Genomic DNA, 13587 nt, shown 5'->3' on the forward strand with positions numbered 1-13587 from the left:
GAAGATTGCAATGATGCGTCGTCAGGCCCTGATCGGCGCAGCCGCCTGGTTGGCCGGCGCGCGTAGCGGCGCCACCGCCGGACCCAGCGCACGCCCCGGCCGCGTTGAGCGCCTGGAGCTGCCGAACTGGCCCGCGATTGAGGCGCGCCCGGTGGACGTGTGGCTGCCGCCCGGCTACCGCGCCGACCGCCCCCACGCCGTGCTCTACATGCACGACGGCCAGATGCTGTTCGACCCCCGGGGCACCTGGAACCAGCAGGCCTGGCAGGTGGATGCCGTGGCCGCCCCGCTGATCGCCAGCGGCGCGCTGCGCGACTTCATCGTCGTGGGCATCTGGAACGCCGGCGCGGCGCGCCATGCCGAGTATTTCCCGCAGGGCTTTCTGCCACACCTGCCGGCCCCGCTGCGCGAGCAGCTGGTGGCCGAACGCCTGCAAGGGCGGCCGCGTTCGGACGCCTACCTGCGCTTCCTCGTCGAGACCCTGAAGCCCGCAGTGGACGCGCGCTACGCCACCGACCCCGGCCGCCACGCCAGCTTCCTGATGGGATCCAGCATGGGCGGCCTGATCAGCTGCTACGGCCTGTGCGAATACCCCGAGGTGTTCGGCGGCGCGGCCTGCCTGTCCACGCACTGGATCGGGCACTTCGAGCGCAACCCCGAGGTGCCGGCGGCGGCGCTGGCCTATCTGGACCAGAAGCTGCCCGCACCCGCGCGCGTGAAGCTGTGGATGGCCCGTGGCGACCAGGAGCTGGACGCCAAGTACGACGACGCGCAGGCGCGCGTGGACGCACTGATGGCAGCCAAGGGCTTCCGGGCGCCGGGCTTCGTGAGCCGCGTGTACCCCGGCACGGGGCACAACGAAACCGCCTGGTCGGCCCGGTTGGCCGAGCCCCTGCGCTTCCTGCTCGGGCGCTGAAAGCAAAACGCCCGCGGGCGGCGGGCGTTCTGGGGGGGGGCCTGGGGACTTGCGGCGGCTTATTCCTCGTTGCGGAACACCAGCTTCACTTCGTGGGTCTGCTTGTCGCCGGCCGGCTCGAAGCGCCACTCCTTCAGGGCTTCGATGGCGGCACGGTCGAACACGCGCTTGGGCTCGGCCTCGACGATCTCGACCTCGGCCACCTTGCCGTCGTTGGCAATCGTCAGCTTGGCACGCACCGAACCGGCATTGACGTTCTTGCGCGCGGCCTCGGCCGGGAACTCCGGCGGCACCTTCTTCAGCACCTTGGGCGACGCGACGGCCAGGGTGGCGGACAGGGACAGGCTCAGAACCAGCAGGGCGCGAAGAAACACGGACAACTCCATTCAGATGTTTTGACGGCAAGACCGGGCAGGGCTCCGATCGAAGGCCGCGATTGTGCGGGTTACCCCCTGATTTAGGGGGGAGCCTCCAAACCGAAGTCCGCTGCTTGTGACAAGTTGTTCACGTCAACGCGGCAATCAGCATCAGCTTCTCGGGCGGCAGGCGTACTTTCATCTGGCTGGGGTCCAGCACCGCGGCAATCGCCAGGTCCGGCTTGGCGGCGTCGCGCCGGGTCGGCGTCATCATCGGCTCGCCCTGCTTGTTCACCAGGGCCACCACGACGGGCGCGGGCTGGGCGCGCCGCACCACCACCCCGCTCTCCCCATTGGCCAGGCGCACCAGGGTGCCGGGCGGGAACACGCCAAATTCCTTGACGATGGCGGAGGCGGCCGGCAGCGTCTTGCGGCTGACGAAGAAGTCGCGCGCCGCACGGTCCGCCGGCACCGGGCTGCGCCCGGCGCGGGTGCTGAGCTTGGCGGTGTAGACATCCGCGCAGCCCAGCAGCAGGGCCAGCTCACTGGGCTGGGTCAGGGCCTTCGGGTAGCCCCCACCGCCCAGCACCTCATGGTGTTCGTGCACGGCACGCAGCCAGTCTTCGTCCTGCACCCCGTATTCGCGCAGCAGCTCGCGGCTGCGCGCCGGGTGCTCGCGCATGATCAATTTCTGGCGCGGGTGCAGCGGAAACACCTGGGCAGCCAGGCGCCCCTGCAGCTCTAGCACCGAGAGGTTCATCGTCAGCGCGGCGCGCAGGGCGCGGCGGGCCTCCTCCTCCGAGGCACCCAGGCGGCGCGCTGCCAGCAGGGTCACGATGCCGGCGTGCACGCCATGCTGCACACCGTAATGGCCTTCGGGCATGCCCTCCTGGCGCAGCACCTGGAAGAGCGCCAGATCGGCATCGCGCTCCACCAGCCCGAGCAGGGGCTGCATCACCTCGTCCAGCGCCCCCAGGAAGTCGTGGTGCACGCTGGCGCGCAGCATTCGGTTGATCTGGTCCAGGGTCTGGCCCCACAGGCCAGGCAGGGCCTTGCGGTCGCAGCTGCGCGGGTCCACCCGGCCGGCCTCCACCTCGCTCATGTCGACCAGGGCCTGGCGCTCCAGCATCGCCTCCAGCTGCGCCTCGTTGTGGATCAGCTGCCCCTTGGCCAAAAGCAATTGACCATCCGGCCCCAGGATGCTGAAGGGCAGGGGCACACCGGGCTTGATGCGGTGCTGGACGACGGAAAGGGGTCTGGTTTGCATGGGGGCGCGCGAGTCTGGCGACAGTCTGGCCTCAGTCCGTCCCGGCGGCCAGCGGGAAGGCCCCATGCGGCAGGCCCGCACCCGTCAAATCGCTCACATCCCTGCGCAAGAAGGCGTGGCTAATCCGCCCCACCGCGCGGGCTGAAGGTGCGCGGGAACACCACAGCCGCCGCGCGGTCGCGCAGGCGGTAGCCCATCGCCGGCCGGCGCGAGTCGCCCTCCACCGGGCCGGCTTCGTCCAGAAACTGCGCGGCCAGCATGCGGGTGCGAAAGCCGCTCTTGTCCACCGGGCGGCCGAGCACGGTCTCGTAGACCCGCTGCAGCTGCGGCAAGGTGAAGGGCTCGGCCAGCAGGAAGGCGGGCAGCGAGGTGTACTCCACCTTGGCGCGCAGCCGCTCCACGGCGGCACGCAGGATTTCGGCGTGATCAAAGGCCAACCGGGGTTTGGCCAGCAGGGCATCGACCTCGAACCAGGCCACATCGGCCGCGTTGGCGCCCTTGGTCAGCGTCAGCTGCGCGCCGGCAATCAGCGCGAAGTACACATGCGTGGCCGACCAGCCGCGCGGGTCGCGCGCCGCGCCGCCCCAGCTGCCCAGCTGCTCCAGATAGGGGCTTTCCACGCCGGTCTTCTCGCGCAGCTTGCGGCGCGCGCAGGCCTCCAGGTCGGCGTCCAGCGCCACGTTCACAAAACCGCCGGGCAAGGCCCAGCGGCCCGGGAACGGCTCCTCACCCCCCTTCGGCCGCTGCACCAGCAGCACCTGCAGCTGCTCGTCGATGACCGAAAAGATCACCACATCCACCGTGGTGAAAGGGCGCGGGAACTCCATGCGGGGTTTGCTGACCATGGGATCGAAGGCTTGATGCTTGAAGAGCTGGGTTGTATTGTGCAACTTATTAAAGGTTGTACAGAACAACTAATAAGGAACCCGACATGCTGGGCATTCGATTCATCCGCGCACAACCCACCGTTCACCTGATGCAGTTCCGCGCCGGCCGCCTGGTGCGCGAGGGGGCAGGCCAGTCCTTCTTCTATTACGCGCCCACCAGCACCCTGGTAGCCGTGCCCGTGGGCAGCCAGGACCGCCCCTTCATGCTGGAGCTGGTGACGGCGGACTTCCAGTCCGTCACCGTGCAGGGCCAGATCAGCTACCGCATCGCCCAGCCGGCCCAGGCCTGCCGCCTGATGGACTTCTCGCTCACGGCCGACGGCACAGGCCATGCGTCCGAAGACCCGCAGCGCCTGGGCGACCGGGTGCTGATGCAGGCCGAGGTGATCGTGCAGCAGGCTGTGCAGGCCCTGGCGCTGAAGCAGGCGCTGTGCAGCGCCGCGCCCATCGCCCGCCGCGTGCAGCAGGAGCTGGCCCAGCAGGCGGAGATCCAGGCCCTGGGCCTGGAGATCCTGGGCGTGGCCATCCTGGCCGTGAAGCCCACCCCGGACATTGCCCGCGCGCTGGAGGCCGAGGCGCGCGAGCAGAACCTCCGGGCCGCCGACGAGGCCATCTACCTGCGCCGCATGTCCGCGGTGCAGAGCGAGCGCGCCATCCGCCAGAACGAGCTGGACACCGACATCGCCGTGGAGAACAAGCGCCGCCAGATCCGCGAGGCCCAGCTGGAAGCCAAGGCCCTGCAGATGCGCAAGGAGAACGAGCTGCGCGCCGAGCAGATGGACGCGGACGTGGCGCTGGAGGCCCACCGCCAGGAGCTGGTGCAGGGCCAGGCGCAGAACAGCCGCACCCTGGCCGAGGCCGAGGCCTACCGCGTGGCCGCCGTCATGCAGGCGCTGGAGAAGGCCGACCCGAAGCTCGTGCAGGCCGTGGCCGCCATGGGCATGCAGCCCGGCCAGCTGATCGCCCAGGCCTTCGGCGGCCTGGCCGAGAAAGCCGAGCGCATCGGCCAGCTCAATGTCTCGCCCGAGCTGCTGCAAGGCCTGCTGGGCGGCACCGCGCCGGCGAGCAAGAGCCATGGCGAGCGGCACTGAGCGCCGCCTGGTGCTGGTCACGCGCCGCACCCGGCTGGAGGCGCTGGTGCAGCAGCACCACACGCTGGGCCAGGCGCGCTTCTACGTCGAGCACCTGGGCGCGGACTTCGAGGACTACCTGCGCGAGCACCAGGCCTACAGCCACAGCCTGGCCATCTGCAGCGCCGCGCTGCAGCGCTGGGGCCGCAGCCAGACGCTGGTGCGCAGCCTGCTGCCGAACTTCGTCTTCGGCGCCGACGACATCGTGCTGACGCTCGGCCAGGACGGCCTGGTGGCCAATGTGCTGAAGTACCTGAACGGCCAGCCCCTCGTCGGCCTGAACCCGGAGCCGACGCGCTGGGACGGTGTGCTGCTGCCCTTCGAGCCTGCCGACCTGCCCCGCCTGCTGCCCGAGGTGGCCGCCGAGCGCCGACCGCTGCAGTCCGTCACCCTGGCCGAGGCCGTGCTTTCGGACGGCCAGCGTCTGCGCGCCGTCAACGAACTCTTCATCGGCCCGCGCACGCACAGCTCGGCGCTGTACGAGATCGAATGGGGCGGCCGGCGCGAGGCGCAGTCCTCCTCGGGCGTGATCGTCGCCACCGGGCTGGGCAGCACGGGCTGGCTGCGCAGCATGCTGACCGGCTCGGCAGGCTTGAGCGATATGCCCTTGGCCTATGCCCCCGAACCCTGGGATGCCGAGCGCCTGACCTTCGCCGTGCGCGAGCCCTTCCCCAGCCGCAGCTCGGCCGTGGGCCTGGTGCACGGCCATGTCAGCGCCCAGCAGCCCCTGCGCCTGCGCTCGCGCATGCCCGAGCAGGGCGTGATCTTTTCCGACGGTATGGAAACCGACTTCCTTCGCTTCACGGCCGGGGTGGAGGCGACGATCGGCATCTCGCCGCAGCGGGGGAGCCTGGTGCAGTAGCCCGGCACGCCCCAACCTCACAAGAATTCAAACAAGATGAGCAAGAACACCCTGACAAGCCTGAGCAAGTTCCTCAGCCTGGTGCTCCGTCACCAGCCCCAACTCATTGGCCTGCACCTCGACGAGGCCGGCTGGGTTGGCATCGACAGCCTCCAGGAGCGGGCCAACACCGCTGGGCACGCGCTAACGCGCGAGCTGCTGCAGCAGATCGTGGACAACAGCGACAAGCAGCGCTTTGCGATCAGCGCGGACGGCCTGCGCATCCGCGCCAACCAAGGCCACTCGGTGGAAATTGAACTGGGCCTGGTTCCGCAGGTACCGCCAGCCCGGCTGTTTCACGGCACCGCGAGCCGCTTCCTGGATTCAATTCTGAGTTCCGGCCTCAACAAGGGCGCCCGCCACCATGTTCACCTCAGCACCGATCTGGGCGTGGCGGGTGCAGTGGGCCGGCGCTACGGGCAGTTGGTGATGCTGGAGGTCGACGCTGAGTCGATGCACGCTCACGGCCACTGCTTCTTCCGTTCGGAGAACGGCGTCTGGTTGACCGACAGGGTGCCGCCCCGCTTCCTGAAAGTACTGACGTGAAGAGCCGCTGCATCGCGCTTGATGCAGACGGCGTGCTGCTGGACTACAACCAGGCCTATGCCCTGGCGTGGCAGCACGCCTTCGGCGCCCGCCCCGAAGAACGCGACCCATCGGCCTACTGGGCGATGGACCGATGGGGCGTCAAGCACCTGGATGGCGAAGCCCTGGACCGGCTGCGCGCCGCCTTTGACGAGAGCTTCTGGAGCAACTTGCCTGCCGTGGCCGGCGCGCTCAGCGCCTGCCAGCAGCTCGACGCGGCCGGCTTTGAACTGGTCTGCGTTTCAGCCATCCATCCGCGCTTCGAACCGGCCCGACTGCGCAATCTCCAACAGCTGGGCTTCCCGATCGCGCGCGTGATCGCTACCAGCCACGGCGACGGTGCACGCAGCCCGAAAGCAGCGGCGCTGGAGCGCTTGATGCCCGTGGCCTTCGTGGATGACTATCTGCCCTATCTGCGCGGTTTGCCGACGCACATTCATGCGGCACTGATCCACCGCCAAAAGCGGGGCTCACCCAACACCGGGCCGGAGCTCTCGCTCGCCCATTCGCACCATGAGGACCTGGCCGCCTTTGCCGCCTGGTGGTTGGAGGAAGGACATGAGCAATTTGACTGAAGCGATGCATCAAGAACCCATGCAGTCCGCTGCCGCCATGGCTGAACGGGATCGCTACCGCGGCGCGCTTCTCGGGCTGGCCTGCGGCGACGCCGTGGGTACCACGGTGGAGTTCATGCCCAGGGGCAGCTTTACGCCCGTCACGGACATGGTTGGAGGCGGACCGTTTGCCCTGCTCGCCGGCAAATGGACCGACGACACCTCCATGGCCCTGTGCCTGGCCGAAAGCCTGCTTGCCAAGGAAGGCATGGATGTGCGGGATCAGATGGCCCGCTACGCAAATTGGTACGAGTGGGGGTACTGGAGCTCCACCGGAACCTGCTTCGACATCGGCATCACCACGAGGGGCGCACTTCACCACTTCCTGACGACAGGCGAACCTCTGGCCGGGCCGACGGATCCGCAATGCGCTGGCAACGGCTCCCTGATGCGCCTGGCGCCGGTTGCGATGCGCTATGCAGGAGATGAGGCGGTGGTGCAGGACATGGCGGCGCTCAGCTCCCAGACGACCCACGGAGCCGCCGAGTGTCTGGATGCCTGCCGGCTGTTCGCTGTTGCTCTGAGCCGCGCCCTGCAGGGTCGCCCCCGCCAGGAAGTGCTCGACCTCGGTTCGCTGCAGCTGCAGAGCCCTTCGATTCAGCGCTTGGCAGAGGGTAGCTATCGCAACAAGCAGCGCGACGAGATCGTCGGGAATGGTTACGTCGTCAACAGCCTTGAAGCGGCACTGTGGTGCTACCAGCGCCACGAGTGCTTCCAGGAGGCCGTGCTGGCAGCCGCCAATCTGGGCGACGACGCGGACACCACCGCAGCCATCACCGGGCAGCTGGCCGGCGCCACCTGGGGGCATGGCGGCATTCCCGCCCACTGGCTGGAACGCCTGTTCCAGGCACAAGAGATCGCAGGCCTGGCGGAGGCACTCTGGCGCGTACGTCAGCAGCAATGAGGGTCGCCGTGTTGGCAAAGCCGCACCCAAGGCGGCCGCCTCGTCACGACTACATCAACATCACGACCTCATATGCAAACCCCCTTCTTCCAAGCCTGCTCCGAAGCCCAAACCATCCTCATCGCCGGTGCCGGCGGCGGCTTCGACGTGGTCAGCGGCATTCCGCTCTACCTGTACTTCCGCAGCCTGGGCAAGCAGGTCGTGCTGGCCAATCTTTCCTTCACGGCCCTGCCTTTCGCCGACTGCGAGGAGGTGTTCCCGGGCACCTACCGGGTCACCGACACCGCGGCGGAGCTGCCTTACTTTCCGGAGCGCTACGTCCTGGAGTGGCTGCGTGAACGGGGCGAGGCGCCGAGCGTCTATGCGCTTTCCAACCAGCTGGGCGTGCAGCCGCTGCGTGCGGCCTATGCGCACCTGCTGGAACGCCACCAGGTCGACACCCTGGTGCTGGTGGACGGTGGCACCGACAGCCTGATGTTTGGCGACGAGGCCAAGGTCGGCACCATCGTCGAGGACGCCTGTTCGATCGTCGCGGCCGCTCGCCTGCCGGTGCCCAGGCGCTACCTGGCCGCCATCGGCTTCGGCGTCGAGCACCAGCTCAACCATCACGCCTGCCTGGAGAACATCGCCGACCTGATCAAGGGCGACCAGTACCTGGGCGCGCAGGCGCTGACCCCGGCCCTGCCGGAGGGCCGCGCCTTTGTGGAGCTGGTGGAGCACCTGAACCAGCGCATGGCCCTGCACCGCAGCATCGTCACGAACTCCATCGCCAGTGCCATGCAGGGCGAGTTCGGCGACATCCACTTCAGCGCGCGCACTCAGGGGAGCGTGCAGTTCGTCAACCCGTTGATGGGCCTGTACTGGTACTTCCAGCTCGAAGGCGTGGCCACGCGCATCCGCTTTGCCGACGAGATCGAACGCAGCACCAGCATGCGCGAGGTGGCCGATGTGTTCCAGCGCTACCGCATCCTGAACAGCCGGCGTTTGCCCAAGGCGATTCCCCTGGCCTGATGCCCGCGCCTGCGGGTGCCGGGCAGGCCCGAAACTCCGGCCCTGTCAACGCCTCCGCTCGCAGTCCCCACCATGCTCCGCTACCAAACCCTGCCCGTCACCGACTTCCAACAGAACTGCTCCCTGGTCTGGTGCGACCAGACGAACGAGGCCGCCCTGATCGACCCGGGCGGCGAGATCCCGCGCCTGCTGGCCGCCGTCAAGGCGCGCGGGTTGACGTTGAAGGCGATCTGGCAGACCCATGCCCACATCGACCACGCCGGTGCCACCGGCCAGCTGGCGCGCGAGCAGGGCCTGCCCATCATTGGCCCGCACCCGGGCGATCAGTTCTGGATCGACGGCCTGCCGCAGCAGAGCCAGATGTTCGGCTTCCCGCCCGCCGAACACTTCACGCCGACGCGCTGGCTGCAGGATGGCGACACGGTGCAGCTGGGCCAGGAAACCGTGCAGGTGCGCCACTGCCCCGGCCACACGCCCGGCCATGTGGTGTTCTACAGCCCCAGCGCCCAGCGCGCCTTTGTGGGTGACGTGCTGTTCGCCGGCTCGATCGGCCGCACCGATTTCCCGGGCGGCAATTTCGAGCAGCTGATCGCCTCCATCACCCAGCGCCTGTGGCCGCTGGGGGACGAGACGGTGTTCATTCCCGGCCATGGGCCGGAGAGCAGCTTCGGTGCCGAGCGGCGCAGCAATCCCTTCGTCAGCGACGCGGCGGTGCGGCGCGGCTGATCAGTCCAGACCGGTGTAGCGCCACCAATCCCGCGTGAAGGGGTGGCGCTGGTGGCCGAACACGCGGGCCTGCGTCAGGTCGGTGCGCAGCGCGTGGCTGTGCGCCAGGTAGGGGGCGTAGGCCAGCATCAGGCGCTGGGCCTGGTGGATGTCGGCCAGGCGTTCGGGGCCGTCGGGCAGCTGGCGCTGGCGCTCGTACAGGCGGTCGAAGGCGGGCAGCGCGAAGCGGGCGTCGTTGGCCTGGCCGGCGTTGGGCCCATAGCCCAGGGCCAGGAAAAAGTCGGCATCGGGCAGGCTGGTGCTCCAGGCGAAGCTCCACATCATCAGCCGGCCGTTGAGCGAATTCTTGATCAGTTCGCCGAACTGGCCCAGCTCGAACTCGATGCGCAGGCCCAAGGCCCTCATCTGCTTGAGCCAGAGCTCGTTGATGACGCGCTGGCGGCTGTCGCCCGCCAGGCCGGCCATGCGCAGGGTCAGGCGGCGGCCGTCGGGGTGCTCGCGAAAGCCGTCGCCGTCCACATCGCGGTAGCCGTACACATCCAGCAGGGCGCGGGCGCGCGCAATGTCGCCGCTGCCGGCCTCGCTGCGCAGGGCGGGGTCGTAGCCGTAGACGCCGGGCACCACCAGGGATTGCGCCGCCAGGCCCTGGTTCTTGAACACGCGGTCCAGCTCCAGGCGGTTGTCGTAGGCCAGGCAGATGGCGCGGCGCAGGGCCACGCGCTCGGGAGTCAGGCCGCCGATGTCGGCGTCACTGCAATTGAAGAAGGTCTGGCGCACCGAGGCATCGAGCGTGCGGCGCGCCTGGATGCCGCGCTGCGCCAGATAGGGCGCCAGGCGCCCGCCCGGCAGGGCGGCCGGGGCCAGGCCCTGCGGCAGCTCCAGCACGTCCAGTTCACCGCCGTGGAAGGCCAGCCAGCGCGGCTGCTCCTCCTGCACCACGCTGACCTCGACCTCGTCCACCAGCGGCAGGCGCCGGCCGCGCAGACGTGCGGCAAGGGCCTGGGCCTGCGGGTCGTCGGGCGGCGCTTCGCTGTCGAAGCGCTGCTCGCGAAAGCGCGGGTTGCGCTCCAGCAGGATCATCGAACCGCGCCGCCACTGCTTGAGCCGGAACGGGCCGGTGCCCACGGGGTGGGCGGGCAGCTCGTCGCCATAGCGTTCCACCACCTCGCGCGCCAGCGCGCCGGTGAGGCCGGGCACGGCGAACAGGTAGGCAAAGCGCGGCGCGGGCTCCTTCAGGCGCACCTCGAAGCGGTAGCGGTCGAGCGCGCGCAGGCCTTCCACGGGGCGGTCGTAGTCCAGCGCGCGGCCGGCCTTGCGCGCGGCTTCGCGCAGCTCCTTCAGGCCCAGGATGCCGGCGCTTTCGAACAGGTGCAGGTGCTCGCTGGGGATCTGCGGGTCGTAGTAGCGCTTGATGCTGTAGACGTAGTCGGCCGCCACCAGCTCGCGCGGTTGGCCGCCGAAGGCTTCATCGTCCGCAAAGAAGAGGCCCGGCTGCAGAGTGAAGACGAAGCGGCGGAAGTCGCTGCTGACCTCAGGCAGGGCGGCGGCCGTCTGCGGGCGCAGCTGGGCCGGGCGGGCCAGGTAGTCGTAGGTGAGCGGGCTTTCGAAGATGTGTGCGTTGACCGTCACCGAAGTTCGGTCGGACACGCGCGGCGGGTCGAAGCCGGTTTCGACCACGTCCACCACCACGCGCAGGCGCTTGCCTGACGCGGCCGGGGCCGCCCCCAGGCCGGCCGCCGGCAGCGCACTGAAGCCCTGCAGCCAGCGGCGGCGCTGCATCAGCGGCTGGTGGCCGGTGGCAGCGGCGCGGGGGGCGGGAAGCGGCGCTCCGGCTTGGGCGCGCGGGCGAACAGGCCGGCCACCTGGGGCGTGGCGGCGCGGATGTCCTGGATGCGCGTCTTGCCCGAGGGGTGGGTGCTGAGCCACTGCGGCGGCGCACCCTTGGCGGCCTGGCCCATCTTTTCCCACAGGCTGACGCCGGCCATCGGGTCATAGCCGGCGCGGGCGGCCAGTTCCATGCCCACCAAGTCGGCTTCGGTCTCGTCTTCGCGGCTGAACTTCAGGGTCAGCAGCTGGGCGCCCATGCTCAAGGCGGCGTCGCCCAGATTGCCCAGGCCGAGCAGGCTGGAGACCACGCCGGCGCCCAGGCGGGTGGCAGCGGTCTTGCCCATGCGTTCGCGCGCATGCTCGCGCAGCGCGTGCGCCACCTCGTGGCCCATGATGGCGGCGACCTCGTCGTCACTGAGCTGCAGCTGGGCCAGGATGCCGTAATAGAAGGCGATCTTGCCGGCCGGCATGCAGAAGGCATTGAGGTCCCGACTGCCGATGATGTTGACCTCCCACTTCCACTGCTTGGCACGGGGGTTCCATTCCTCGGTGAAGGGCAGCATGCGTGCACCGATGTAGCGCAGGCGCTGCACCTGCGCATGGTCCTGCGGCAGCAGGGCGCGCTTCTGCGCCGCCTCGCTGACCATCTGGCGGTACTGCAGGCTGGCGGCTTCCTCGATCTGCTCGGCCGGCGCCAGCTTGGTGAACTTGCTGCGTTCGCCCACCTGCACGCCTTCGCGCGCCCAGGCCGGCAGAGCCGCCACGGCGGCGCCAACGCCCGCCAGGCTGGTGAAGAGGCGCCGCCCGCCCTGGGGCGTGCTGGCGCAGCAATCGCAGCGGCCGAAGCCGTAGCGCGGGGCATGTTCAAGGTGGAGGTGTTCCATGGGCGCAATTCTTCGTCAGTCGTCGGCCGCCAGCGGGCCGGCGGGTTGTTCGAGGCGCTCAATTTGGGGTCGCAGCGCCCAAAGCAAGAGGATGCCGGGGGCGGCGAACAGCAGGCTGACCAGGAAGAAGGCCGGCCAGCCCAGGCTTTCGGCCAGCACGCCGGCCAGCGGCCCCACCCACACGCGCCCCACAGCGCTGAGCGCCGAGAGCAGCGCGAACTGCGTGGCCGAGTAGCGCTGCTGGCACAGGCTCATCATGAAGGCGATGAACGCCGCCGTGCCCATGCCGCCGCACAGGTTGTCGATGGCGATGACCATCAGCAGCCCGCCGTCCAGCGTGGTGGGCGTGGCCAGCTTGACGATCAGCCAATCAAACGCCGGCACCTGCAGCGCCCCCAGCTGGCCCTGGCCCGCACCAGCCAGCCACCAGTAGCCCAGGTTGCTCAGGCCCTGCAGCAGCGCAAACAGCAGCAGGGCGCGGAACAGGCCCAGGCGCAGCATCAGCACGCCGCCGGCCAGCGCACCGCCGATGCTGAGCCACAGGCCGAAGATCTTGTTGGCCACGCCGACCTCGGCGGTGCTGAATCCCACGCCTGTCAGCAGGAAGGGCGTGAGCAGGCTGACCGAGAAGGCGTCGCCGAGCTTGTAGAGCACGATCAGCACCAGCATGGCCGCCGCACCCGGCTGGGCCAGGTAGTCGCGCAGGCCACCCAGCAAGGTGTCGAAGCGGGCGCGGCGGGCCGTCCACGCCGCCATGGGCACCACCAGGCTCAGGCCGACGAGCAGCACCAGCAGGTCCAGCCACTTGCCGCCCATCGCCGTGGCGGGCGCCAGCCAGAGATTGAGCAGCGGCGCCACGCCTTGCTGGGTGACGCCCACGCCGAAGCCCACCGCGGCCAGCACGGCCCCGAAGCCGAGCAGGTCGCGGCGGGCATCCGTCTCGGGTCGCAGGGCCTGGGCCAAGCGGGGGCTGGCCAGCAGGGTCAGCAACGCGGCGCCGCCCATCAGTGCGGCGAACAGGCAGTACACCTGCGGCCAGCTCAGGCCCCCGCCGGCGGCCGGGTCCACCCAGATGAAGGCCAGGCCGCCGCTGACGATCATGGCCAATCGGTAGCCCAGGGTGTTCAGGCTGGCCCCCAGGGCGCGTTCGGCGGGCGGCAGCAGGTCGGCGCGGTAGGCGTCGAAGGCGACGTCCTGGCTGGCCGACAGAAAGGCCACCAGGATCGCCAGCGCCGCGAAGGCACCGAGCTGCTGCGCCGGATCCAGCTGCGAGAGCGCCCACAGCGCCAGCGCCAGCAGGGCCTGGCTGAGCGCAATCCAGCCGCGCCGGCGGCCAAACAGCGGCAGGTCGAAGCGGTCGATCAGCGGCGCCCACAGGAACTTGAAGGTGTAGGGCAGACCCACCAGGGTCAGGAAGCCGATGGTGGCCAGGCTCAGGCCCGACTGCGTCATCCAGGCCTGCAGGGTCTGGCCGCTGAGCGCCAGCGGCAGACCGGAGGCGAAGCCGAGCAGCAGGATGACGGCCAGCCGGTGCCAGCGGGCCAGGGTGGAGGTCAGGGGCACGGGAGGCTCAGAAAAC

14 protein-coding genes are annotated in these 13587 nt (G+C 69.5%); 8 read left to right on the top strand and 6 right to left on the bottom strand.

Going from position 1 to position 13587, the window contains the following annotated elements:
- The first annotated feature begins 10 nt into the window (after positions 1–10).
- Positions 11–916, top strand: coding sequence for an alpha/beta hydrolase (locus ACE3QP_RS08055; RefSeq protein WP_374435025.1), 906 nt, complete (start codon positions 11–13; stop codon positions 914–916).
- Positions 917–975: 59 nt separating this feature from the next.
- Here ACE3QP_RS08055 and ACE3QP_RS08060 read toward each other — a convergent pair whose 3' ends face one another.
- The 3 genes from ACE3QP_RS08060 to ACE3QP_RS08070 all read right to left on the bottom strand — a co-directional run bounded on the left by ACE3QP_RS08060 (position 976) and on the right by ACE3QP_RS08070 (position 3384).
- Entirely contained in the window at positions 976–1290 is a 315-nt protein-coding gene (locus ACE3QP_RS08060; protein WP_374435027.1) for an energy transducer TonB, read from the bottom strand.
- Between the two features lie 130 nt (positions 1291–1420).
- Positions 1421–2539 (bottom strand): HD-GYP domain-containing protein, encoded by a 1119-nt coding sequence (locus ACE3QP_RS08065; RefSeq protein WP_374435029.1) that lies wholly within the window; start codon positions 2537–2539, stop codon positions 1421–1423.
- A 119-nt stretch (positions 2540–2658) separates the two neighbouring features.
- Positions 2659–3384, bottom strand: a complete 726-nt coding sequence (locus tag ACE3QP_RS08070; RefSeq protein WP_374435030.1) for an NUDIX domain-containing protein — start codon at positions 3382–3384, stop codon at positions 2659–2661.
- 86 nt (positions 3385–3470) lie between these two features.
- On the opposite strand from ACE3QP_RS08070, the gene ACE3QP_RS08075 reads away from it, so the two are divergent.
- From ACE3QP_RS08075 to ACE3QP_RS08105, 7 genes are all read left to right on the top strand, one after another.
- Entirely contained in the window at positions 3471–4517 is a 1047-nt protein-coding gene (locus ACE3QP_RS08075) for an SPFH domain-containing protein (protein WP_374435032.1), read from the top strand.
- Positions 4501–5418, top strand: a complete 918-nt coding sequence (locus ACE3QP_RS08080) for a sugar kinase (RefSeq protein ID WP_374435033.1) — start codon at positions 4501–4503, stop codon at positions 5416–5418. Before ACE3QP_RS08075 ends, ACE3QP_RS08080 begins: the two co-directional genes overlap by 17 nt.
- Positions 5419–5454: 36 nt before the next feature.
- A complete protein-coding gene (locus ACE3QP_RS08085) occupies positions 5455–6003 on the top strand; it encodes an RNA 2'-phosphotransferase (RefSeq protein WP_374435034.1) in 549 nt (182 codons plus the stop codon).
- The gene (locus ACE3QP_RS08090) at positions 6000–6617 is read left to right on the top strand and encodes an HAD family hydrolase (RefSeq protein WP_374435036.1); all 618 of its coding nucleotides are present in this window, start codon (positions 6000–6002) and stop codon (positions 6615–6617) included. The genes ACE3QP_RS08085 and ACE3QP_RS08090 overlap by 4 nt, the downstream gene beginning before the upstream one ends.
- Positions 6618–6654: 37 nt before the next feature.
- Positions 6655–7560, top strand: a complete 906-nt coding sequence (locus ACE3QP_RS08095) for an ADP-ribosylglycohydrolase family protein (RefSeq protein WP_374435086.1) — start codon at positions 6655–6657, stop codon at positions 7558–7560.
- A gap of 72 nt (positions 7561–7632) precedes the next feature.
- Positions 7633–8571 (top strand): DUF1152 domain-containing protein, encoded by a 939-nt coding sequence (locus ACE3QP_RS08100; protein ID WP_374435038.1) that lies wholly within the window; start codon positions 7633–7635, stop codon positions 8569–8571.
- A gap of 72 nt (positions 8572–8643) precedes the next feature.
- Positions 8644–9297 (top strand): MBL fold metallo-hydrolase, encoded by a 654-nt coding sequence (locus tag ACE3QP_RS08105; RefSeq protein ID WP_374435039.1) that lies wholly within the window; start codon positions 8644–8646, stop codon positions 9295–9297.
- Here the strand turns inward: ACE3QP_RS08105 and ACE3QP_RS08110 are convergent, their stop codons facing one another.
- Genes ACE3QP_RS08110 through ACE3QP_RS08120 form a run of 3 tightly spaced genes read right to left on the bottom strand, consistent with a single transcriptional unit; the run spans position 9298 to position 13571 of the window.
- Positions 9298–11076: an ABC transporter substrate-binding protein gene (locus tag ACE3QP_RS08110; protein WP_374435041.1), complete on the bottom strand. Its 1779-nt coding sequence runs from the start codon at positions 11074–11076 to the stop codon at positions 9298–9300.
- The gene (locus ACE3QP_RS08115; RefSeq protein WP_374435043.1) at positions 11076–12008 is read right to left on the bottom strand and encodes a M48 family metallopeptidase; all 933 of its coding nucleotides are present in this window, start codon (positions 12006–12008) and stop codon (positions 11076–11078) included. Before ACE3QP_RS08115 ends, ACE3QP_RS08110 begins: the two co-directional genes overlap by 1 nt.
- A 15-nt stretch (positions 12009–12023) precedes the next feature.
- Positions 12024–13571 (bottom strand): MFS transporter, encoded by a 1548-nt coding sequence (locus ACE3QP_RS08120; RefSeq protein WP_374435045.1) that lies wholly within the window; start codon positions 13569–13571, stop codon positions 12024–12026.
- Positions 13572–13587 lie beyond the last annotated feature (16 nt).

The organism is Inhella sp. (assembly GCF_041912635.1).
GTDB lineage: Bacteria > Pseudomonadota > Gammaproteobacteria > Burkholderiales > Burkholderiaceae_C > Inhella.

Excerpts from the sequence above, each read along its gene's own strand:
- ACE3QP_RS08055 (WP_374435025.1), top strand. The coding sequence starts at position 11 with ATGATGCGTCGTCAGGCCCTGATCGGCGCAGCCGCCTGGTTGGCCGGC.
- ACE3QP_RS08065 (WP_374435029.1), bottom strand. The coding sequence starts at position 2,539 with ATGCAAACCAGACCCCTTTCCGTCGTCCAGCACCGCATCAAGCCCGGT.
- ACE3QP_RS08070 (WP_374435030.1), bottom strand. The coding sequence starts at position 3,384 with ATGGTCAGCAAACCCCGCATGGAGTTCCCGCGCCCTTTCACCACGGTG.
- ACE3QP_RS08075 (WP_374435032.1), top strand. The coding sequence starts at position 3,471 with ATGCTGGGCATTCGATTCATCCGCGCACAACCCACCGTTCACCTGATG.
- ACE3QP_RS08080 (WP_374435033.1), top strand. The coding sequence starts at position 4,501 with ATGGCGAGCGGCACTGAGCGCCGCCTGGTGCTGGTCACGCGCCGCACC.
- ACE3QP_RS08085 (WP_374435034.1), top strand. The coding sequence starts at position 5,455 with ATGAGCAAGAACACCCTGACAAGCCTGAGCAAGTTCCTCAGCCTGGTG.
- ACE3QP_RS08095 (WP_374435086.1), top strand. The coding sequence starts at position 6,655 with ATGGCTGAACGGGATCGCTACCGCGGCGCGCTTCTCGGGCTGGCCTGC.
- ACE3QP_RS08100 (WP_374435038.1), top strand. The coding sequence starts at position 7,633 with ATGCAAACCCCCTTCTTCCAAGCCTGCTCCGAAGCCCAAACCATCCTC.
- ACE3QP_RS08105 (WP_374435039.1), top strand. The coding sequence starts at position 8,644 with ATGCTCCGCTACCAAACCCTGCCCGTCACCGACTTCCAACAGAACTGC.
- ACE3QP_RS08110 (WP_374435041.1), bottom strand. The coding sequence starts at position 11,076 with ATGCAGCGCCGCCGCTGGCTGCAGGGCTTCAGTGCGCTGCCGGCGGCC.
- ACE3QP_RS08115 (WP_374435043.1), bottom strand. The coding sequence starts at position 12,008 with ATGGAACACCTCCACCTTGAACATGCCCCGCGCTACGGCTTCGGCCGC.